Source organism: Paeniglutamicibacter sp. NPDC091659, assembly GCF_044756805.1.
Classification (GTDB): domain Bacteria; phylum Actinomycetota; class Actinomycetes; order Actinomycetales; family Micrococcaceae; genus Paeniglutamicibacter.
Window position 1 is genome coordinate 67,771 of the sequence record NZ_JBIVTO010000009.1, and the last position, 22,127, is coordinate 89,897.

The 22,127-nt window shown below is 64.7% G+C and carries 18 protein-coding genes; 1 reads left to right on the forward strand and 17 read right to left on the reverse strand.

Features of this window, described 5'->3' with window-relative positions:
• Positions 1–183 precede the first annotated feature (183 nt).
• Complete coding sequence (locus ACIQLF_RS16045; protein ID WP_400300461.1) at positions 184–411, forward strand: hypothetical protein; 228 nt, start codon at positions 184–186, stop codon at positions 409–411.
• Positions 412–493: 82 nt separating this feature from the next.
• On the opposite strand, the gene dnaE is transcribed toward ACIQLF_RS16045, so the two are convergent.
• The 17 genes from dnaE to ACIQLF_RS16130 all read right to left on the reverse strand — a co-directional run bounded on the left by dnaE (position 494) and on the right by ACIQLF_RS16130 (position 22,097).
• Entirely contained in the window at positions 494–4,060 is a 3,567-nt protein-coding gene (gene dnaE / locus ACIQLF_RS16050) for a DNA polymerase III subunit alpha (protein WP_400300464.1), read from the reverse strand.
• A 98-nt stretch (positions 4,061–4,158) separates the two neighbouring features.
• Positions 4,159–5,097: an RluA family pseudouridine synthase gene (locus ACIQLF_RS16055; protein WP_400300467.1), complete on the reverse strand. Its 939-nt coding sequence runs from the start codon at positions 5,095–5,097 to the stop codon at positions 4,159–4,161.
• Positions 5,094–5,624, reverse strand: a complete 531-nt coding sequence (gene lspA / locus ACIQLF_RS16060; protein ID WP_400300755.1) for a signal peptidase II — start codon at positions 5,622–5,624, stop codon at positions 5,094–5,096. The genes ACIQLF_RS16055 and lspA overlap by 4 nt, the downstream gene beginning before the upstream one ends.
• A gap of 165 nt (positions 5,625–5,789) precedes the next feature.
• Positions 5,790–6,467 carry a DivIVA domain-containing protein gene (locus ACIQLF_RS16065; RefSeq protein WP_400300470.1) on the reverse strand — a complete coding sequence of 226 codons (678 nt, stop codon included), beginning with the start codon at positions 6,465–6,467 and terminating at the stop codon, positions 5,790–5,792.
• A gap of 215 nt (positions 6,468–6,682) precedes the next feature.
• Positions 6,683–6,988, reverse strand: coding sequence for a YggT family protein (locus ACIQLF_RS16070; protein WP_400300472.1), 306 nt, complete (start codon positions 6,986–6,988; stop codon positions 6,683–6,685).
• 20 nt (positions 6,989–7,008) lie between these two features.
• Complete coding sequence (locus ACIQLF_RS16075; RefSeq protein WP_400300475.1) at positions 7,009–7,542, reverse strand: cell division protein SepF; 534 nt, start codon at positions 7,540–7,542, stop codon at positions 7,009–7,011.
• 198 nt (positions 7,543–7,740) lie between these two features.
• Positions 7,741–8,445 (reverse strand): polyphenol oxidase family protein, encoded by a 705-nt coding sequence (locus ACIQLF_RS16080; protein WP_400300478.1) that lies wholly within the window; start codon positions 8,443–8,445, stop codon positions 7,741–7,743.
• 36 nt (positions 8,446–8,481) lie between these two features.
• A complete protein-coding gene (ftsZ, locus tag ACIQLF_RS16085; RefSeq protein WP_400300481.1) occupies positions 8,482–9,642 on the reverse strand; it encodes a cell division protein FtsZ in 1,161 nt (386 codons plus the stop codon).
• A 199-nt stretch (positions 9,643–9,841) separates the two neighbouring features.
• Complete coding sequence (locus ACIQLF_RS16090) at positions 9,842–10,594, reverse strand: cell division protein FtsQ/DivIB (protein ID WP_400300484.1); 753 nt, start codon at positions 10,592–10,594, stop codon at positions 9,842–9,844.
• The gene (gene murC, locus ACIQLF_RS16095; RefSeq protein WP_400300486.1) at positions 10,594–11,994 is read right to left on the reverse strand and encodes a UDP-N-acetylmuramate--L-alanine ligase; all 1,401 of its coding nucleotides are present in this window, start codon (positions 11,992–11,994) and stop codon (positions 10,594–10,596) included. Before murC ends, ACIQLF_RS16090 begins: the two co-directional genes overlap by 1 nt.
• A gap of 4 nt (positions 11,995–11,998) precedes the next feature.
• Positions 11,999–13,129 carry an undecaprenyldiphospho-muramoylpentapeptide beta-N-acetylglucosaminyltransferase gene (gene murG, locus ACIQLF_RS16100; RefSeq protein WP_400300488.1) on the reverse strand — a complete coding sequence of 377 codons (1,131 nt, stop codon included), beginning with the start codon at positions 13,127–13,129 and terminating at the stop codon, positions 11,999–12,001.
• 99 nt (positions 13,130–13,228) lie between these two features.
• The gene (gene ftsW, locus ACIQLF_RS16105; RefSeq protein ID WP_400300491.1) at positions 13,229–14,518 is read right to left on the reverse strand and encodes a putative lipid II flippase FtsW; all 1,290 of its coding nucleotides are present in this window, start codon (positions 14,516–14,518) and stop codon (positions 13,229–13,231) included.
• Positions 14,519–14,530: 12 nt separating this feature from the next.
• Positions 14,531–16,042: a UDP-N-acetylmuramoyl-L-alanine--D-glutamate ligase gene (gene murD, locus ACIQLF_RS16110; RefSeq protein ID WP_400300494.1), complete on the reverse strand. Its 1,512-nt coding sequence runs from the start codon at positions 16,040–16,042 to the stop codon at positions 14,531–14,533.
• Positions 16,043–16,044: 2 nt separating this feature from the next.
• Positions 16,045–17,148, reverse strand: coding sequence for a phospho-N-acetylmuramoyl-pentapeptide-transferase (mraY, locus tag ACIQLF_RS16115; RefSeq protein ID WP_400300496.1), 1,104 nt, complete (start codon positions 17,146–17,148; stop codon positions 16,045–16,047).
• Entirely contained in the window at positions 17,145–18,623 is a 1,479-nt protein-coding gene (gene murF / locus ACIQLF_RS16120; protein ID WP_400300499.1) for a UDP-N-acetylmuramoyl-tripeptide--D-alanyl-D-alanine ligase, read from the reverse strand. The genes mraY and murF overlap by 4 nt, the downstream gene beginning before the upstream one ends.
• 13 nt (positions 18,624–18,636) lie before the next feature.
• Positions 18,637–20,265 carry a UDP-N-acetylmuramoyl-L-alanyl-D-glutamate--2,6-diaminopimelate ligase gene (locus ACIQLF_RS16125; protein WP_400300502.1) on the reverse strand — a complete coding sequence of 543 codons (1,629 nt, stop codon included), beginning with the start codon at positions 20,263–20,265 and terminating at the stop codon, positions 18,637–18,639.
• Complete coding sequence (locus tag ACIQLF_RS16130) at positions 20,265–22,097, reverse strand: peptidoglycan D,D-transpeptidase FtsI family protein (protein WP_400300505.1); 1,833 nt, start codon at positions 22,095–22,097, stop codon at positions 20,265–20,267. The genes ACIQLF_RS16125 and ACIQLF_RS16130 overlap by 1 nt, the downstream gene beginning before the upstream one ends.
• Between the last annotated feature and the right edge of the window lie 30 nt (positions 22,098–22,127).

Below are 22,127 nucleotides of genomic sequence, written 5' to 3' on the forward strand. Positions count from 1 at the left end.
GGGTACGACATCCGTGACATCCAGGGAGCCTCCCCCACCGCGGATGGCCTCCGCTCCTGGGTGGGGATCCTTCGCGGGGAGACGGACAGGGGTGACCTGCGGTTCGCATTCCTCGAGGAGGGCTTGGAAGCGGCTGCCGGGAGCGTGCACGTCGGACACTGCAGGCCCCCGTACAACTTCCTCGTGAACGTCGAGACCGAGCAAGGTGCATGGGCTCTTGGCATCGAGCTTTCGCGCCGGTCGGGAACGAAGAAGATCAGGTTCATCCACGAGCTCGGGCCGTCGGACGACCCCAGCACCATCGGTCCGGGGTGGGAGTACTACCTGCATCGGCTGCTCATGCACCTCGAGGGCGGAGACGTCGAATCGGTCAAGGGGGAGGTCTTCTACCCCGCGCTGGCCCCGGCATAAACGAAGGCGCCCGAGTAGTCCCCCGTTAACCGGGTGGACAACTCGGGCGCCTTCCGCATGCTACCGGGTCGCCGACTTGGATTTAGCCGTCGAGGCAGGTCGGGCCGAGCAGCACCTTCAGGTCGCCGAAGAGCGCCGAGTTGGGGTTGACCCGGTACTCCATGCCCAGGCGCATCAGCGAGGTGCCGCGGCTGCCGTGCAGCTTGACGCGGACCTCGGTGGTTCCATGGTGCACGCGCAGCACGTCGCCGAGCGCCATGACGACGTCCTCGGTGGCCTTGTGCGCGGCCATGGAGATGACCACCGGCCCGCTTTCACCGTCCTCGCGGATCTCGGGCACCGTGAGTTCCTGGGCGTTGAGCGTGATCGACCCGTCGTCGCGCTTCTGCACACGTCCCTTGACCACGACGATCAGGTCCTCGGCCAGCACGTTGGCGATCGGCGCGTAGGCGTTGCCGAAGAACATGGTCTCCATGGAGCCCGACAGGTCCTCGATCTCGCAGCGGGCGTACGGGTTGCCCGACTTCTTGGCGATCCGGCGCTGCAGCGAGGTGATCATGCCGCAGATGGTGACGGTGTGCCCGTCCTGCGGGCCGTCGTCGGAGAGCACCTGGGTGACGGACATGTCCGCGTTCTGCTCCAGCAATCCGCCCAGGCCCTTGAGCGGATGGTCCGAGACGTACAGGCCGAGCATGTCGCGTTCGAACGCGAGCTTGTCCTTCTTTTCCCAGTCCGGCATGTCCGGCACCGAGACAGTCATGCCGGAGGCGACCGACGGGTCGTCGAACGCGCTGAAGAGGTCGAACTGGTTGGCGGCCTCGTTGCGCTTGACCGCGATGACCGAGTCGACGGCCTCTTCGTGGATCGCCACCAGGGCGCGCCGGGCGTGCCCCATGGAGTCGAACGCGCCGGCCTTGATCAGCGATTCGATGGTCCGCTTGTTGCAGACCACCGCCGGGACCTTCTGAAGGAAGTCCGAGAAGTTCTCGAAGTTGCCCTTTTCCTTGCGCGCCTCAACCATGGCGTTGATGACGTTGGCGCCGACGTTGCGGATGGCGCCCATGCCGAAGCGGATGTCCTTGCCCACCGGGGTGAAGTTCAGCGCCGATTCGTTGACGTCCGGCGCCAGGACGGTGATGCCCATGTGGCGGCATTCGTTCAGGTACATGGCCGTCTTGTCCTTGTCGTCCGCAACGGAGGTCAGGAGCGCAGCCATGTATTCGGAGGGGTAGTGGGCCTTGAGGTACGCGGTCCAGTAGGAAATGACGCCGTAGGCGGCCGAGTGGGCCTTGTTGAACGCGTAGTCGGAGAAGGGCAGCAGGATGTCCCAGAGAGCCTTGACGGCTTCCATGGTGAACCCGTTGTCGATCATGCCCTGGGAGAATCCGGCGAACTGCTTGTCCAGCTCGGATTTCTTCTTCTTGCCCATGGCGCGGCGCAGGATGTCTGCCTGGCCCAGCGAGAAGCCGGCCAGCTTCTGCGCAATGGACATGACCTGCTCTTGGTACACGATCAGACCGTAGGTCCCGCCCAAGATCTCCCGCAGCGGTTCCTCCAGGGTCGGGTGGATCGGGGTTTCTTCCTGGAGCTTGTTCTTGCGCAACGCGTAGTTGTTGTGCGAGTTCGCGCCCATCGGGCCCGGGCGGTACAGCGCGAGCACCGCGGAGATGTCTTCGAAGTTGTCGGGGCGCATGAGCTTGAGCAGCGAGCGCATGGGCCCGCCATCGAGCTGGAACACGCCGAGGGTGTCGCCCCGGGCCATCAATTCGTAGGCGCCGGCATCGTCGAGTTCCAGGCGCTCCAGATCCAGGTCAACGTCCTGGTTCGCCTTCATGTTTTCCAGGGCGTCGGAAATGATGGTGAGGTTTCGCAACCCCAGGAAGTCCATCTTGATCAGCCCCAGGCCTTCGCAGGTCGGGTAGTCGAACTGCGTGATGACCTGGCCGTCCTGGATGCGGCGCATGATCGGGATGACATCGATGATCGGGTCGGAGCTCATGATGACACCTGCGGCGTGCACGCCCCACTGGCGCTTCAGCCCCTCGATGCCCTTCGCGGTCTCGAAGACGCGAGCGGCCTCGGGGTCGGTGGCGACCAGCTGGCGGAAGTCACCGGCCTCGGAATAGCGCTTGGACTTGGGGTCCTCGATGTCGTTGAGCGGGATGTCCTTGGCCATGACGGCGGGCGGCAGCGCCTTGGTCAGCGATTCGCCCATGGAGAAGGGGTAGCCCAGCACGCGCGAGGAGTCCTTGAGCGCCTGCTTGGTCTTGATCGACCCGTAGGTCACGATCATCGACACGCGTTCGTCGCCATACTTTTCGGTCACGTATTTGATGACCTCCGAGCGGCGACGATCATCGAAGTCGACATCGAAGTCGGGCATGGAGACACGTTCCGGATTCAGGAAGCGTTCGAAGATCAGCCCGTGGACCAGCGGGTCAAGGTCGGTGATGCGCATCGCGTAGGCGACCATGGAGCCTGCACCCGAACCACGCCCGGGCCCGACACGGATGCCGTTGTCCTTGGACCAGTTGATGAAGTCGGCAACGACCAGGAAGTAGCCGGGGAAGCCCATCTTGATGATGACGTCGAGCTCGAAGTCCGCCTGCTTGCGCGAAGCCTCAGGGACGCCGTTGGGGTAGCGGTAGTGCATCCCCTTGTCGACTTCCTTGATCAGCCAGCTGGTTTCGTCCTCGCCCTCCGGGCAGGGGAAGCGCGGCATGTAGTTGGCGCCGGTGTCGAAGGAGACCTCGGCACGTTCGGCGATCAGCAGGGTGTTGTCGCAGGCGTCGGGCATCTCTCGGAAGAGGTGGCGCATTTCGGCCGGGCTCTTGAGGTAGTAGCCGGAGCCCTGGAACGCGAACCGCGAACCGCCCTGGTCGTAGGTGGGCTCGTCGAGGGTGGATCCGGAGTTGATGGCCAGCAGTGCCTCGTGGGCCTTGGCGTCATGCTCGTGGGTGTAGTGCAGGTCGTTGGTGGCAACCCTCGGGATGTTCAGTTCCTTGGCCAGGCGCAACAGGTCCTGGGTCACGCGGCGCTCGATGTCCAGCCCGTGGTCCATGAATTCGCAGAAGTAGTTTTCCTTGCCGAACAGGTCCTGGAATTCCGCCGCGGCGGCCTTGGCCTCGTTGTACTGGCCCAGGCGCAGCTTGGTCTGGACCTCGCCGGAGGGGCAACCCGTCGTGGCGATGATGCCCTCGTGGTAGGTGTTGAGCAGGTCGCGGTCCAGCCGCGGGTACTTGCCGAACACCGAGTCGAGGGAAGCAATGGAGGAGGCCTTGAAGAGGTTCTTCATGCCGGTGTTGTTGTAGCTCAGCAACGTCATGTGCGTGTAGAGACCACCGCCGGAGACGTCGTCGCGCTTCTGGCTTTCGTCGGTGCGCCACTTGACACGTGTCTTGTCCTCACGTGAGGTACCCGGGGTCACATAGGCCTCGATGCCGATGATCGGCTTGATGCCCGCCTGGGTCGCCTTGTTCCAGAAGTCGAAGGCGCCGAAGAGGTAACCGTGGTCGGTGGTGGCCAGAGCGGTCATCCCCAGCCGGTTGGTCTCTTCAAAGAGTTCAGTCAGGCGCGCAGCACCGTCAAGCATTGAGTATTCGGTGTGCGTGTGAAGGTGTACGAATCCATCGCGATTAGAGCTAGCCACTGATCCAGTCTAGGCGCTCTTGTTGGCTGCCGCTGGCGTCATACACGGGATGTGAAAAGTGGCACCTGTTGTCTTCAACAGGTGCCACTCGAAACATCCTAGAATTCGCCGTCCCGCAGCATTTCCAGCGCGTTGTTCAGGTCCACCGGGTAGTCGCTGGAGTACTCGACCCAATCACCCGAGACCGGGTGGAAGAAGCCGAGCGTTTGCGCGTGCAGCCACTGGCGGGTCAGTCCAAGGCCCGCCGCAAGCTTCGGGTCGGCGCCGTAGGTCTGGTCTCCCACGCATGGGTGGTGGAACGCGCTGAAGTGCACGCGGATTTGGTGCGTCCTGCCCGTTTCGAGAGTCACCTCGACGAGCGAGGCCCGGCCAAACGCCTCGAGGACCTTGTAGTGCGTGACGGAGTCGCGGCCTTCTTCGAGGACCGCAAACTTCCAGTCGTGTCCGGGGTGGCGGCCCAGCGGGGCGTCGATCGTGCCCTGAAGTGGTTCGGGCAGTCCCTGGACCACCGCGTGGTAGATCTTCTTGGGGGTGCGTTCCTTGAATGCTCGTTTCAGCGCCGTGTATGCCCGCTCGGTCTTCGCCACGACCATCAGGCCGCTGGTCCCGACATCCAGCCGGTGCACGATGCCCTGGCGCTCGGCGGAACCGGACGTGGAAATCCGGTAGCCTGCCGCAATCAAGGCACCGACAACGGTGGGGCCGACCCACCCCGGGGACGGGTGTGCGGCAACGCCGACTGGCTTGTCGATGACAACGTAGTCGTCGTCATCGGCAATGATCTTTAGGTCTTCCACGAGTTCTACCCTGATTTCTAGTGGGTCCGGTCGAACCGGGAGGTAAACGTCGACCTGTTCCCCGGCGATGGTCTTGCGCGACTTGCCAACGACCTTGCCACCGGCCTTGACGTTGCCCTCGGTGCAGAGCAGCGAGGCTTGCGTACGCGAAACCCCGAGCCGTTCAGCAAGGAACGCGTCCATGCGGAGTTTCGCTTCCTCGGGTTCGACCAGGAAGGTTTCTTCGCGTCCGTCGCTCATTCGTTGCCCTGCGCTTCGGTTTCGGCCCCGTGGGTCCGCTTCGTCTTTTTGGCGTGCTCCACGCGCTTGCCGTCGACTTCCCTGCCGGTGAAAAGGAGCAGGCAAATGCCGATCATGGAACAGACAATGAACATGTCCGCGACATTGAAGATCGCAAAGTTTGGAAGGGCGATGAAGTCCACGACGTGGCCGCGACCGAAGGACGGTGCTCGGAAGAGCCGATCCGTCAGGTTTCCGGCAACGCCACCCATCAGGCCGCCCAGTGCCAGCGCCCACGGAAGGGAGCCGATCTTACGCACAAGGAAGACCGCCACGTAGATGAGTACGGCGGCCTGGATGATGGTGAAGACCCAGGTCACGCTCTCCCCCATGGAGAAGGCGGCACCCGAGTTGCGGATGAAGTACCAGCGCAGCAGCGGCGGGAAGACATCAATCACTTGGCCCTCGTACATGTTGTTTTCAACAATACGCTTGGTGACCTGATCCAATACCAAGGCAATCACCGCCAGTGCGGTGGTCAGCAGAATCAATTGCCTCTTGGGCCCACCAAGGATTCCGGATGCCGTCGAATCCTGTGGAGCTGGTGGTACGGAACTGTTTTCCATTATGTCCTTTAACGCATTGTTGGCGGTCGGGATGTCCCGACCGCCAACAATCTTAAGCCATCAATATGTGAGGCGGGGATTGGCAGATTAGCCGTTGTCCTTGGATTCCGGGGAATCCATGGAGCCCTTGGCCTCAAGATCGCGCAGCTGACCCTCGATGTAGGTCTTCAGACGCGCGCGGTAGTCACGCTCGAATCCACGCAGCTGCTCAACCTTGCGCTCGAGAACAGTCTTCTGCTGCTCCAGGGCGGAAAGCGTCTTGCGGCTCTTTTCCTCGGCGTCGGATACGAGGCTGTTGGCCTCGACCTGCGCCTCGGCAATGATCTTGTCACGCTGTTCAACACCGGCGGACACGTACTCGTCGTGCAGGCGCTGCGCCATGGCAAGAACACCTGCTGCAGACTCGGCCGTCGTGGCCGAAGCGGCAGGAGCTGCTGCCACAACCTTTGCCGGCTCGGCGACCTTCGGGGCCTCTGCAGCGCGGGTTTCTTCCTTCTTTACTTCAGCTTCCTTTGCCTTGGCCTTGTCGGCTTCGGCTGCCTTGGCGGCGGGTGCTGCTGCAACGGGAGCCGGCACAGCCAGGTCTCCGTCGGCAACGCCGGCTTCACTCAGGCGGCGACGCAGTTCATCGTTCTCCTGCGTCAGACGACGTAGTTCGACAACGATCTCGTCTAGGAAATCGTCAACTTCATCCTGATCGTAGCCTTCTCGGAACTTAGTTGGCTGAAATCGTTTGTTGACTACATCTTCTGGCGTGAGAGCCATCTGGTCACCTCGATACTTGGTTCTCTCCCCGAACCGCTGATGTGCGGCCCGAGTACACTTACCCGTTTATTGACACGCTAACCGGTGCAGTCGTTGTGCCTAATGCGACAACACTATAACGACTGAACCACTAATGACTAAATTTAACGAACTTTCCAGCAGGAATTTTCATTAGTTACCACTTGTCGCGGCCTACTTCGGCTTCTATTGAAGCATTAACCCACGGCCGCCATTTGACCCAAATAACGGACGGCCAGTTTCAGGAAAATGACGACAAGGAACAAAATTATGAACGCCAGATCCAGCCGGATTCCCCCGATGTCGAGCGGCTTGACGCGGGAGCGCAGCCAACGCATGGGCGGATCCGTGGTCCGGGCGATCATTGATACCGCCACCAGGGCCATCCCTCGGGGACGCCATGAGCGGGCAAAGGACTCAGTGATGTCCAGCACGATGCGCAACAAGAGCATGACTTGCAACACGGTAAGCACCATATAGAGCAGTGCGAAGATAAGCTCCACGTTTTATACGTACCTTGCCGCTAGCTCTGGTTGAAGAACGTTGCTTGGTCTTCGGACTGCTTCTTGTCCTCGCCCAAAACCTCGACGGTGGAAGGTGAGAGCAGGAACACCTTGTTGGTGACCCGCTCAATGCTTCCGTGCAGCGCAAAAACAAGCCCGGCCGAGAAATCAACCAGTCTCTTGGCATCGGCTTCACCCATGTCAGTGACATTCATGATGACAGGAATGCCATCACGGAAGTTCTCGCCGATGATTTTCGCATCATTGTATGAACGTGGGTGAACCGTGGTGATCTGACGCAATGAATCGTCCTCGTCCCGAGCTGAAGGCGCGCGCTTGATGGGTGTTACCGGAGCCCGGTATTCGTTTTCAATAACAGGTCGCGGGGCGACGGGTGCCGTCGGAGCAGGCTGGACGGCAGCCGGTTCCTCGTGAACAGGCTCAACCACGCGCACTTCTTCACGCGCCTCGATATCGCGCTGCTCCGTCTCGAAGTTCTCGTCGCCTTCGGCGAGTCCGAGGTAGATCATTGTCTTGCGCAATGCGCCAGCCATGGTCTTCTCCTTTTAATCGTGCGCGGTCGGTTTTGCCGGCCGCAAGTCTCTCCGCTAATTCGACGCTACCGCACCATCCGGCGGTGCCCGAGTACATCGGATACTTCGCGTCGGTGTGTCGCAATGTGGCTTTGGACGCCTGGACAATCCCGGCCTGGCTTCGGGCCATGGCCGAGGAGCTGGATCTTGCGGGAATTCCTATTTGCCCGACCAAACCAGGCCGGCCAACCGGCCGGTGTCCGGATTCCGCCGATAGGAGAAGTAGTCTTCGTTTTCGAAAGTGCAAACGCCGCTTGCCGTCACCAGGACGCCGAGCGACTCGAGCTCGCGGCGGGCCTCGCCGGGCAGATCGAGGCCGGCACTGCCCCAACGGGTGGCACAGGCAATGCCAGGACGAAGGTTTTCCGATTCGTCGGCCATTTGCCGAGGGACTTCGTAGCAGGATCCGCAGATTGACGGTCCGATCCACGCTTCCAGCTTCGTGGCGCCGTGGGACTCCATCCGTGCGACCGTGTTGGACAGGATTCCGTCCAAGAGACCGCGACGTCCGGCGTGGGCCACGGCGCTGATTGCGCCCGACCCGGTGATACCGGTGAAAACGACCGGAACACAGTCGGCAACCATGACCGCCAAGGGCTCGAGGGCCCCTGGCGATACCAGCGCGTCGCAGGTGGCGGTGCCGGAGGTCTCCGGCGGTCCGTCGACCGAGACGACATCCGCCGAATGCACCTGGTCCATGTAGGTGAAACGAGTTTCGCCCAGGCCCAGGCCTTGTTCCAGACCGTGACGCCGCAGCAGCACGGCGTCACGGTCATCCGGAACATGGAAGGCGAGGTTGCCCTGTTCCAACGAAGTGAAAGCAATTTGCAGGCTTGGAGCCAATGCGGATTGGTAACGCAACATAGGACCGGGCAACTCCCCCATCAGGTGACTTGCTTTTTACTTCAGGAAATCCGGGACATCCAGGTCATCGTTGGTGGCCGAAAGATCCGGCTCGACGATGGCGGGGAGTTCCTCGAATGCCGGCTCCACCGTTGCCACCGCTGCGCGAACTTCCTCGCGCACCGGTGCAGCCGAGGGGGCCTGCGGAGCCGCGGCAGGCACGGCCGGGACCGTGCGGGCCGGCAGCGCGACCTGCGGTGCGCTGGTCGCGTCGACCTGGTCGAAGCCCGCGGCAATGACGGTGACACGCGCCTCGTCGCCCAGGGCGTCGTCAATGACGGCGCCGAAGATGATGTTGGCTTCCGGGTGGGCGACTTCCTGCACAAGGCGGGCTGCTTCGTTGATTTCGAAGAGGCCCAGGTCCGATCCGCCCTGGATGGAGAGCAGAACGCCGTGGGCGCCGTCGATGGACGCCTCAAGCAGCGGCGAGGCGATGGCGAGTTCCGCGGCCTTGACGGCACGGTCCTCTCCACGTGCCGAACCGATGCCCATGAGGGCCGAACCCGCACCCTGCATGACCGATTTCACATCTGCGAAGTCGAGGTTGATCAGGCCGGGGGTGGTGATCAGGTCGGTGATGCCCTGAACACCGGAAAGCAGCACCTGGTCGGCCTGGCGGAATGCGTCAAGGACCGAAACGTTGCGATCGGAGATCGAGAGCAAACGGTCGTTGGGGATCACGATCAGGGTGTCGACTTCGTCGCGCAGTGCTTCGATGCCGGCATCGGCGGAGTTCGCACGGCGGCGTCCCTCGAAGGTGAACGGACGGGTGACAACACCGATGGTCAGTGCGCCGAGGCCGCGGGCGATGCGGGCGATGACCGGCGCGCCACCGGTGCCGGTGCCACCGCCTTCGCCTGCGGTCACGAAGACCATGTCCGCGCCACGGAGTACTTCTTCAATTTCCTCGCCGTGGTCTTCGGCCGCCTGGCGTCCCACATCGGGGTTGGCGCCTGCGCCAAGTCCACGCGTGAGTTCGCGTCCAACGTCGAGCTTGACGTCTGCATCACTCATGAGCAGTGCCTGCGCATCGGTGTTGATTGCAATAAATTCGACGCCTCGCAGGCCAACTTCGATCATGCGGTTGACGGCGTTGACGCCACCACCGCCGATGCCGACGACCTTGATGACGGCGAGGTAGTTCTGTGGAGCTGCCACGTCCTGATTCCCTTGTTCGATGTGCTGCTGACCGAGGAAGCTCAACCGGACCAACGTTAACCCTCAACTCGAAGGTTATAGTTATGTCAAGCAACCGCTATTAAAACGCTATGGTTCGTGCTTCGCACATGCAACGACCAAGGGCGCGTGTCGCTCCAAAGTCGTTGATTTTTCTGTGTTTTACACGTTTGGAGGACCGTTACCGGGCCACCGGGTGTTGCGGGCTGGAAATGTCGTACACCTTAATCGGTGACTTCTTGTCCTTTGGCGCCCCTAAAAGCGCCTCAAGGACCTTGATTTTCAGCGTTGATTCCTGGTCGTTACCCCAGATAACCAAGGTGCCGTCCTTGAGCTTCAGCTCAATGAAGTCCTTGCTCGTGGCCGTTGCGTGATCCACGGTCGCCAATAGTGTATCCGGTAGTTCCGAGAGAACCTTGGTAAGCATCGAAAACACCTTGGGGTTCTTAATCACGGCATTGGCCTTCACCGTGGGGAGCTTGGGCTTGTCTTTCGCCCCCAGCACTGCCAGAACCTGGCCCTCGGGCCCGACCAGCGAGCGCTTCGCGCCCTCCGTCAGCACCGCCACCGGATGGTGTTCGATGATCTGGATTCGCAGGGTGTCGGGCACCTCCGCCTGCACGATCGCGTCCTTGACTGCCGGCTGCCCGCCGAGCAGGTCCATGACCCGGCCGGTGCCCACGCGCGCCAGAGGCACCCCTTGGAGGGGCTCCAGGGCCCGTTGGAGGTCCTTCTCCTTCACGAGCGAGTTTCCCTCGACCTGGATGTTCTTGATGGCCAGGATCGGCGAGAAGCTCAGGACCAGCACCAGCGAAACAACCAGGGCCGCGACAACCGAGACTCCGATGATCCAGCGCTTGCGGGTGCGCAGCCGCGGGTCGGGCGGCAGGTCCACGACATTGGACCCGCCGCCACGCGCGGACTTGGTGGCCATCAGCTTCCCAAACGTGCGCGCAATTCAGCCAGGATTGCGCTTCCTTGCTCGGTGACGTCACCGGCGCCGATCGTCATGACGACGTCGCCCGGCTTGGCGCACGCGGCAACCACGGATGCCGCCCGGCCCATGGAAACCAGGCCGCCTGCGGTGTCCAGCTCCTTGGTGACCAGTTCGCTGGTCACGCCCGGGATCGGGGTTTCGCGGGCGGGGTAGATCTCAAGCACGTAGGCCGTGTCGGCCAGCGACAGCGCCTGGCCGAACTCGCGGTGGAACTCGTTGGTGCGGCTGAACAGGTGCGGCTGGAACAGCACGTGGACGGCTCCGGTCCCGGCGACGGCGCGGGCGGCGCGCAGGGCGGCCAGGACCTCGGTCGGGTGGTGGGCGTAGTCGTCGTAGACCCGCACCCCGCCGGCCTCTCCGCGGAAGTCGAAACGGCGCGCGGCGCCGGTGAAGGCGCCCAGGCCCTCGACCGCGGTTTCCGGGTCAAGGCCGCAGTCCAGCCCCACCGCGAAGGCGGCGGCGGCGTTGAGCAGGTTGTGGTTGCCCGGCAGCGCGAGTTCCAGGTCGATTTCCTGCCCGCTGCCCCATTCCAGGGTGCAGGCGAAACGGTTGTCTCGCGGGTGCGCATCGAGCAGGCGGCGGTCCGCGTCCTCGGAGAAGCCGTACGTCTGGACCCGCAGGTCCGGGCGCTCGCGGCGCATGCGGGTGGCCAGGGCGCGGGAGCCCTCGTCGTCGGCGCAGCAAATGAGCAGGCCGTCGGCGGGCAACAGCGAGGCGAAGTCGTGGAACGACTGGTGGACGGCCTCGACCGAACCGTAGTGGTCCAGGTGGTCGGCCTCGATGTTGGTGATCACCACGACGTCGGGCTGGTAGTTCATGAACGAGGCGTCGGATTCGTCGGCCTCGGCGACAAAGACCTTGCCCTCGCCGTACTCGGCGTTGAAGCCCAGGCTGGCGATGTTGGCGCCGATCGCGAAGGTCGGGGAAATCCCGGCCTCACGCAGCATGAAGGCGATCAGCGAGGTGGTCGTGGTCTTGCCGTGGGTGCCGGCCACGGTGATGACGTGGTGGCCTTCCATGGTCGCGGCCAGCCCCTGGGAGCGGTGCAGGATCCGCAGGCCGCGGGAAACGGCCTCGTCGTATTCCGGGTTGCCGGCCTTGATGATCGAGGAGATCACCACGGTGTCGGCATCGCCGAGGTTTTCGGCAGCGTAGCCGACGTGGATGCGCGCCCCGGCTTCGCGGAGGTCGTCGAGCACCGGAAGTTCCTTGGCGTCCGTTCCGGAGACCGTCAGCCCGCGGGAGAGCATGAGCCTGGCAACGGCCGAGACGCCCACGCCGCCGATGCCCATCAGGTGGACTTTGCCAAGTTGGTCAAGAGTATGTAATTCCTGCATGTGACTAGCTTCCCATGACGGCGGGGCGAGGAGGGGCTTGGCGTCCCAGTGAGTCAAGAATCATTGCGGCCATGGCCTCGGCCGCATCGCTGCGCCCCTGGCCGGCCGCGGCCTTGCCCATCCGGTCCAGTTCGGCGTCATCCAGCAGCAGCGGGATCACCGTGGCGGCGACGTATTCGGGGGTGAAATCGGCATCGTCGACCAGCAGCGCGCCGCCGGCGGCGACCAGGTCCGCGGCGTTCAGGCGCTGTTCGCCGTTGCCGATCGGCAGCGGGACGAGCACCGCGGGGGTGCCCGCGACGGCAAGCTCGCAGACCGTTCCGGCGCCCGAGCGGGCAACCATCAGGTCCGCGGCTGCGTAGGCCTGGTCCATGGAGTCGATGTACTCGACCTGGCGGTAGCCCGGGGCCGCCAGCGGGTTGCCGGACTCGTCGAGCACGACCTTGTCGCGCCCGGTGATGTGCAGGACCTGGATGCCGGCCGCGGCCAGCTCCGGAAGGCTCCCGGCGATCGCGGCATTCACCGAGGCGGCGCCGGAGGAGCCTCCGGTCACCACCAGCGCAGGGACCCCGGGGGCCAGTCCGAGGGCCTCGCGGGCACCCTCGCGCAGGGCCGCGCGGTCCATCGTGGCCACGTTGCCGCGCATCGGCATGCCGACGACCTTGGCGCCGGGAAGCCCCGTGCCGCCGAAGGCCGCACCGACTCCCCGTGCGTAGCGTGCCCCGACCTTGTTCGCCAGGCCGGCGCGCGCGTTGGCCTCGTGGACGAAGATCGGCAGCTTGCGCTTCCTGGCCGCCAGGTAGACGGGGGTGCAGACGTAGCCGCCGACACCCAGCACTGCCTGGGCACCGGCCTCGTCAAGGATCCTGCCGGCTGCCTTGATGGCGGCGGAGAAGCGGAACGGCAGCTTCAGCAGGTCCATCGACGGACGCCTGGGCATCGGTACCTTGGCAATGGTGCGCAGCTCGTAGCCCGCCTCCGGGACCAGCCTGGTCTCCAGGCCGCTGTCGGTGCCGACCGCGGTGATCTCGGCGCCGGGCGCCATCCGGCGCAGGGCGTCGGCAATCGCGATCATCGGGGATACGTGTCCGGCGGTCCCGCCGCCGGCAATCACCACGCGTAATTCTTCAGTCATGTTTGGCTTGCACTACTTTCGGTTTTCAAGCTTTGGCGCCGCTCCCCCGCGACGAGCCCGGTGGGCTTCGTCAAGCGGTGGCGTGCGCAAGCGGTGTGGTTAGTTGGCGTTGGCGCCGCGGAGCCTGGCCATGAACCCCTGGAGCATGCCCGGTGTCGCCCGCCCCTGCTTGCCCATGCGTTGTTCGCGGGCGAAGGACAGCACGACCCCGATGCCCAGGAACGTTGCCAGGAGGGCCGAGCCGCCCGAGGAAATGAAGGGCAGCGGGACGCCGATGACCGGCAGCAGGCCGATGACCATGCCGATGTTCACGAACGCCTGGCCGACGATCCATGCCATGATGCCGCTGATGGCCACCCGTCCGAAGATCGTTTCGGAGCGCACGGCGATGCGGTACATCGCCACGGCGAGCATGGTGTAAAGCAGCACCACGAAGAGCGTGCCGAGCAGGCCCATTTCCTCGCCGAGCACGGCGAAGATGAAGTCGTTCTGCGCCTCGGGTATGTGGGACCATTTTTGCCGCGATTGGCCCAGGCCCACGCCCAGCCAGCCGCCGGAGGCCAGCGCGTAGATTCCCTGCTGCGCCTGGTAGCAGTAGTCCTGGGCCTCGCCGCAGCCAAAGATCCAGGCGGTGACGCGCCCCAGACGGGTGGGTGCCACGGCAACCGCCACGGCCAGGCCGACGGCCGCGCCGGCCGCCCCGTACCCGAAGATCCTGGCGGGGGCCCCGCCGACGAACATCACCACCACCAGGATCAACGCCAGCACCATTGCGGTGCCCAGGTCCTTGCCGATCAGCACCAGCAGCAGCATGAGTCCACCGAACGGCGCCACGAGCGGTACCACCGCGTGCTTCCACTGGTGCATCAGGTGCGCCTTGCGTTCGACGACCGCCGCGCCCCACAGAGCCATGGCCGCCTTGGCGAACTCGGAGGGCTGCACGGAGAAGGACCCGATGATCAGCCAGTTCTTGTTGCCGTAGATTTCCTGGCCGAAGACCAGCACCATCATCAGCAGGACCGTGGCGACCCCCAGTGCCGGCCAGGCAAGCTTCTTGAGCTTGTCGGTGGGGAGCAGCTGCAGCGTTGCCATGCACAACAGGCCCAGCACGGCCCACAGGGCCTGCTTCCTGAAGTCGTCGAAGGGCGACTTGTTCCGCGCGATCGCCTCCACCGAGGAGGAGGAAAGCACCATGATCAGGCCCAGCAGGGTCAGCGCCAGCGTGCTGCCCAGGACAACGTAATAGTTGATCTGGGCACCGCGCAGCGACGGGTCTTCGACCTTCGCAAACAACTTGGCAAGTCCGCGCGGCCCAGGGTCCCGGCCGGGCTTGACCGCTTTTCCTGCAGTGCCGCCCTTGCCGCGCGGGGCCTGTGTTTTGCCGCTCACGACTGCTCCTTACTACTTGGGGTCTTCTCCCATGAGTGCGCGGACCGCGTCGATAAACGCGTTGCCCCGCTGTGCATAGGAGGAGAACTGGTCCATCGAGGCAGCCGCCGGTGCCATGAGCACCGTGTCGCCCGCCTCGGCAATCGACGCGGCCTGGGTCACGGCCTCGGCCATCACGGCCCAGCCGTGGGCGGATCCGGTTGCCTCTTCTCCAGTTTCGCGCACGGCGGTCATGATCACGGGCACCTGCGGTGCGTGTCGCTCCAATGCCTCGACGAGCTTCGCGGTGTCGGTTCCGATCACCACCACCGCCCTGAGTCGCTTGGCGTGGGCCTTCACCAGGTCGTTGTAGTCAACGCCCTTGGAAAGGCCTCCGGCGATCCACACCACGGAGCCGAAGGCGCCCAGCGAGGCGCTTGCCGCATGCGGGTTCGTCGCCTTGGAATCGTTGATCCACAGCACGTCGTCGCGGCGGGCGACGGCCTGGATGCGGTGGTCCCCCGCATCGAAGTTGCTCAGCCCCAGCGCGACGGCCGCGGGTTCCACGCCGTAGGCGCGGGCCAGCGCCGCCGCCGCGGCCGCGTTGGCGGCGGTGTGCCGCGGGACGACCTCGCCGATCTGGTCCAGCGCCACGAGTTCGGCCGCCGAGTTGCGGCGGTCCTCGATGAACGCGCGGTCCACCAACAGGTCCTCGACCACTCCGACCATGCTCAGCTGCGGCACACCGGTGGTGAAGCCGACCGCACGGCAGCCCTCGACGACGTCGGCGTTCTCGACCATGGCCTCGATCACGCGCTCGTCGGCGTTGTAGATCGCGGCCACGCGGGTGCGCTCGTAGATCTTGGCCTTGTCGGCCTTGTAGTTCTCGAACCCGCCGTGCCAGTCCACGTGGTCCTCGGCGATGTTCAGCACCACGGAGGCCAGCGGGGAGATCGTATGCGTGAAGTGCAGCTGGAAGCTGGAGAGCTCCAGGGCGATCACGTCGAAGCCCTCGGGGTCGCGGATCGCGTCGAGGATCGGGGTGCCCACGTTGCCCGCGGCGATGGCGCGCAGGCCCGCGGCCTTGAAGATCGACTCGGTCATGCCCACCGTGGTGGTCTTGCCGTTGGTCCCGGTGATGACGACCCACTCGGCGAGCTTGCGGCCCTCCTTGGTGCGCACGCGCCAGGCGAGTTCGACGTCGCCCCAGATCTCGATGCCTGCCTCTGCCGCCGCGGCCAGCATCGGCTGGCGCGGGTTCCACCCGGGCGAGGCGATGACCAGCTGCGGGGCCTCGCCGTCGATGGGCGGAAGCGTGTCGGTGTGCGCGGCGCCCAGCAGCACGTCGGTGGCGCCGACGATCTTCAGGGTGTCGGCACGCGAACGGTTGACCTCGGTGTCTGCCCCGTCGACGACGACCACGCGGGCACCGAGCTCGATCAAGGTGTCGGCGGCGGAGAAGCCGGAAAGGCCCAGTCCGGCCACGACGACGCGCAGCCCCGCCCAGTCCGATTCCCAGCTGGTCAGCTTGGAAAGATCAACCATTGTCACAGTCCCACGACCCATTCGGAGTAGAAGATGCCCATGCCCGCGGCGACAAAGAGCCCGCCGAGGATCCAGAAGCGGACCACGACGTTCTCCTCGGCCCAGCCGGAGAGCTCGAAGTGGTGCTGCAGCGGCGCCATCTTGAAGACGCGCTTGCCGCCGGAGAGCTTGAAGAAGCCGACCTGGATGATGACCGACAGCGCGATCATCACGAACAGGCCCGCCAGCACGACCAGCAGCAGCTGCGTGCGGGAGAGGATCGCGAACGCCGCCACGGCGCCGCCGATCGCCAGCGAACCGGTGTCGCCCATGAAGATCTTCGCGGGCTTGGCGTTCCACCAGAGGAAGCCGATCAGCGCGCCGCAGAGGATCGCGCCGAGCAGCGCCAGGTCCATGGGGTCGCGCACCGTGTAGCAGACGTTGCCCGACGTCGGCAGGCCGCAGGCCTGGTTGTTCTGCCAGATGCCGATCAGCGTGTAGGCGCCGAACACCATGATGGACACGCCGGCGGCCAGGCCGTCGAGCCCGTCGGTGAGGTTCACGCCGTTGGTGGTGCCGGTGACGATCAGGTTGGACCAGAGCACGAACAGGATCAGGCCGGCCAGCGGCCCGGCGAAGGCCAGGTCGATGTTGGTGTCGCGCACAAAGGAAATCGCCGTGGAGGCGGGCGTGAGGCCCTGGGCGTTGGGGAAGTTCAGCGCGAGCACGGCGAAGGCGATGCCGACGGCCGCCTGCAGCACGATCTTTTCCCAGGCGCGCAGGCCCAGCGAGCGCTTCTTGGCGATCTTGATGAAGTCGTCAAGGAAGCCGACCAGGCCCATGCCCGCGAAGAGCAGCAGCGCGAGCAGGCCGCTGGCCGTCACGCCGGAGGTGGCCCGGCCCATGAGGGTCAGGATGCCGTGGGTCAGGAAGTAACTCAGGATCACGGCCAGCACGATGATCACGCCGCCCATGGTCGGGGTGCCCGACTTGATGGCGTGGCTCGTCGGGCCGTCGTCGCGGACAACCTGGCCGTACTGCTTCTTGGTCAGCAGGCGGATGAATACGGGCATGGTGGCCATGGTAAAGACCAGGGAAATGCCGGCTCCCATGATTAGGGCGATCACTGCTCCGAGCCCTCCTTCGCGGTGCGGGCACCGATGTTGGTTTCTGCGATCCGGTCGCCCAGGTGGCGCAGTCCGGAACCGTTTGACGACTTGAAAAGCACGATGTCGCCCGGGAGCAGGTTGTCATTGAGGATCTCGGCGGCTGCGTCGGCGTCCTCGGCGAAGTACGCCTCGTCGCCCCAGCTGCCCTCGAGCACCGCCGAGTTGTAGGCGGCCTTGGCGCCGCGCCCCACAACCAGCAGCTTCTTGATGTTCATGCGGACCGCGGCACGGCCCAGCAGGTCGTGCTCGTGGATCGAGTCGCTGCCGAGCTCGAGCATTTCGCCCAGCACGGCCCAGGTGCGGCGTGCGACGCCGGCCTCGTTGGGCAGGCCGAGTTCGGCGAGCGTGACCAGGGCCGCGCGCATCGAGTCCGGGTTGGCGTTGTAGGCGTCATTGATGATGCTCACGCCGTCGGCGCGTTCGGTGCGCTCCATGCGCCAGCGGCTGGCGGGGCCCAGGCCCTGCAGCGTTGCGGCGATCTGCGCGCCCTCGACGCCGAGGTATTCGGCCACTGCGGCCGCGGCAAGGATGTTGGTGACATGGTGTCGACCGATCAGGCCCGAGCGCACGGGGAACTCGGAACCGTCGCGCAGCGCCAGGGTGAAGACCGGGTGCCCGTTGGCGTCGACCCCCGCCTCGCGGGCCCACACGCCGGCGGCGCTCGGGTCCGCGTTGCGCTGCACGCCGAAGTTCAGCACCGGGGCGATCGTGCGCAAAGCCATCGCGGCGACCATCGGGTCGTCGAGGTTCAGCACGGCAAGGCCGTCGGCGGGCAGGGATTCGACCATCTCGCCCTTGGCGATCGCGATGTTCTCGACACCGCCGAACTCGCCGGCGTGCGCCGATCCGACGCCCAGCACCACACCGACCTCGGGGTGGACCATGTCGGTGAGGTAGTTGATGTGGCCCACGCCGGTGGCGCCCATCTCGACCACGAGGAACTTGGTGTCCTCGGTGGCACGGAAGACCGTCAGCGGGACGCCGACCTCGCCGTTGTAGGAACCGACCGGGGCCACCGTGGGGCCGGAGGTGGCCAGCAGCTCGGAGAGCAGGTCCTTGGTCGTGGTCTTGCCCGCGGAGCCGGTGATGCCGACAACCCGCAGGCCGTTGCGTTCCTTGAGCCGGGCGACGATGGCCGCGGCGATTTGGCCCATGGCGATGACGGCGTCGGGCACGATGACTGCGGGGTGCACCGAGCCGTCGGGCGCAGTGGTTTCGCGCTCGGCCAGGGCCAGCAGCGCACCGCGGTCCATGGCGGCCTGCACATAGTGGTGGCCGTCGGAGGCTTCGCCGGGCTTGGCCACAAAGAGCCAGCCCTCGTAGCACTCTCGCGAGTCGGTGGTGACCCCGAGGACCTGGTGGTCGGCAGAGGCCGTGGAAGTGAGTCGCCCGCCCGTGATTTCGGCGATTTCGGCGGAAAGAAGATCAATCATGACAGGTAGGACTTTACCCTTCGTCCTTGGAATCAAAGGAATCGGCGCCTTGGCCCAGCGGGCGGAAACCGTTCAGCAGCAGTGCACGGCGAAGCTCTTCCCGGTCGTCGAGTTCCAGGTTGATGCCCATGACTTCCTGGAAGACCTCGTGCCCGCGTCCGGCCACCAAAATGGTGTCGTCTTCCGTCGCCATGGCCACCGCGGCGGCAATCGCCTCGGCCCGCGGGTAGACCTCGAGCGCCTGGCTGGACAGCCCCTTGGCGGCGATTTCCCCGCGCGCCCCGGCCAAAATCGCCGCACGGATGGGGGCTGCTTCCTCGCCGTGGGGGTCGTCGTCCGTGACAATGACAACATCGGCATGGTTCGCGGCCACGGCACCCATGATCGGCCGCTTGGTGGCGTCGCGCTCCCCCGTGGCCCCGAAGACCACGATGACGCGGGAGCCTGGAACCGGTGAACGGACCGAGCCCAGGGCCCGTGCCAGGGCGTCGGCGTTGTGGGCAAAATCAACAATCGATGCAGGTCGCTCTGCGATGACCTGCATGCGCCCGGGCACCTCCACGGTGAGCGGGTTTGCCGTGTCAAGCGCCGCCTGTAGTTCGGCCAGCGGCACGCCGGAGGCCAACACCATGAGGACCGCCAGTGCCGCGTTGGAGACGTTGAAGTCCCCGGGCAGGCCCGTTTTCAGGCGCAACGCCTGCGACTTGGGGCCGTGCAGTTCAAAACTGTGGCCCAGGCCCGACGGCGCGATGTCGCTGATGATCCAGTCGGCGTCGGCGTTTGCGGCATCCGAGGCCAGGGTCCACACCGCGGCCGTGGCCTGCTCTGCCATGGCAACGCCCCAGGGGTCGTCGATGTTGATCACGGCACGGTCGCTGCGCTCGAGGTCGAAGAGCGCGGCCTTGGTCTCGAAGTAGTCCTCCATGGACCCGTGCAGGTCCAGGTGGTCCTGGGTCAGGTTGGTGAACCCCGCCACGGCGAAGCGCAGGCCGTCGACGCGCTTGTAGGACAGCGAATGCGAGGATACCTCCATGGCCGCGGCGTTAACGCCCATTTCGCCCATGCGTGCCATCAGTCCGTGGAGCTGCGGCGCCTCGGGGGTGGTGAGGATGCTGGGGATCGGCGTATCGCCCGCGGCGATCTCGATGGTTCCCACCAGGCCGGTTTCACGGCCCAGGGCGCGAAGCACGGAACGAATCATGTAGGTGGTGGTGGTCTTGCCGTTGGTCCCGGTCAGCGCAAAGAGCTCGGGGCAATTCACGTCCGTCCCGTAGATGAGCGCCGAGAGTTCACCGACGACTTCGCGGACGTCCTCGACCAGCACCATCGGCAGGCCGAGCGCCGAGGCCGTGACCTCGCCTTCCATGTCGGTGAGGATCGCGGCCGCGCCGGCTTCCGCCGCGGCCGCGGCGAACTGGGCGCCGTGGAACTTGGCGCCCGGCGCCGCTACGTAAAGGTCTCCCGGCAACACCGCGCGGGAGTCAAGGCAGATGCCGGTGACCTGCCGTTGCCCGTCCCCGATGATGTTAGCTCCCCGGCCGGTTTCGTGGAGGTATTCGAGCATGGCGCCCAGGGCCGTGGGCGATTTGCGGTGCGGCCGCAGAAGCTGTTCTGCGGCGCGGGGGGTGAGGACTTCAGGCATTACCAAGATTTCTTTTGTTCGGATCCGATGAACACGTCGTACCCGTTGGGCTTCGAATTGCTCGGCGGAACGTTGTAGGCGTTCAGTGTTTTGCTCATGACCTCGCTGAAGGTGTCTCCGACGGACCAGCTCTTCCAATCGCCCTTGGGACGATGCATGGTGACTGTCACTACGAACTGCGGGTCGTCCAACGGCGCCACACCCGCGAACGAGCTGGTGTATCCATCGTATTTTCCGGAAGGTCCTGCGGCCTGCGCCGTTCCTGACTTTCCGCCCACACGATAGCCGGACACACCCATCTTAGTGCCCGTGCCTTCAAGGACGACCGTCTCCATCAATCGCAGCATCTCTTTGCTGGTCTTTTCCGAGAACACACGACGGGTCTTGGACGCGGGGGTCTTCTCCACCGTTCCGTCGGCATTGACGTAGGAATCGATGAGCTTCGGTTCGATCAGGACTCCCCCGTTGGCGACGGCCTGGAAGATCTGCGAGGTGTGAAGCGCCGTCTGGGTGTACCCCTGGCCGAACATGGTGGTGTACTGCTGGCGGCGTTCCCAGTCCTGCCACGGGGCAAGGATGCCCTTGCTGGCACCGGAAATCCCGATGTCGATGGCCGAGCCGATTCCGAGCTTCTTCATGTACTCGTAGCGGGTTTCGTTGCTCAGCTTCTGCCCCACCATCACCGTTCCGGTGTTGTAGGAGCGTGCGAAGATGCCCGCGGCCGTCATGTCGTAGGTCGGGTGCTTCAACGAGTCGTTGATGACTTCGTGGTTCACCTTGTAGGAATTTGCGATCTTGAATGCGTCCGTCCCCTTGATGACGCCCTCTTCGAAGGCCGCGGCAAAGGTCGCGACCTTGCCGGTGGAACCGGGCTCGAAGGCCTGGGTGATGGCCGCGGAGGTACGGAACTCCGCCTCCGTGGCACTGGGGTCGTTGGGGTCGAGTTGGTTTGAGTCGCCAATGGCGATCATCCGGCCGGTTTTCAGTTCCTCGACCGTGACCGAAACCCACTCGGCGTTGAACTGCTTCTGCTTTTTCCGGGCTTCTTCCTGCGCGATGAACTGGATGTCGGTGTCGGCGGTCAGCACGACGTCCTGTCCGTCCACGGCCGGGGTCTCCGACATGCCGGCCATCGGGATCCGGACGCCGTCGGCACCGATCTCGTAGGTCTTGCTGCCCGGGGTGCCCTTGAGGCGCTTCTCCTGGCTGAGCTCCAGGCCTTCGGCACCTTCGAGTGAGGTCTGGTCGTCGGTGTTCTTCACGAAACCGAGCAACGGGCCGGCGATCACGCCATTGGGGTACAGGCGCTCGCTGCGCAACTGCCCGGTGAGCGTTCGGATCCGCAGTTCCATCGCGGCGTTGCGCACCTCGGGGGTGATGCCCTTGGCGACCACGGAGTTAGCGTTCGGCTTGGCTCCCGGGGCACCCACAACCGCGGTGCGGACCACGTCGACATCCTGGCCGAGGATTTCCGCAAGCTCGTTGACGGCCTGCTCGACGGTGACCTTTTCGCCACCGGAGCTGCCGTCAAGCTTCTTGCGGGCAATCATCCTGTCCGGTTCGACCTTGCGCTGGTCGATGACCAGGTCGTAACGGTCAACGCTTGTCGCCAGGATCCTGCCCTTTGAATCCACGATCTGCCCTCGCTTGGGGACAGTCACCTGTTCACGGGTGCGCAACTCGACGGCCGTGGCGGCCACGGCAGAGGCATTCAGCGACTGCACGAAGAACAGGCGACCGCCAATCAGCAGCAAGGCCACCATGGAGAAAACCAGCACAATGCGCACCCGGTGGTGCGTCGTTCCGGTATTCGTTGGGGATTTTTTTGACATGCTTTCCTCAGCTCATACCGAAAGGATTGG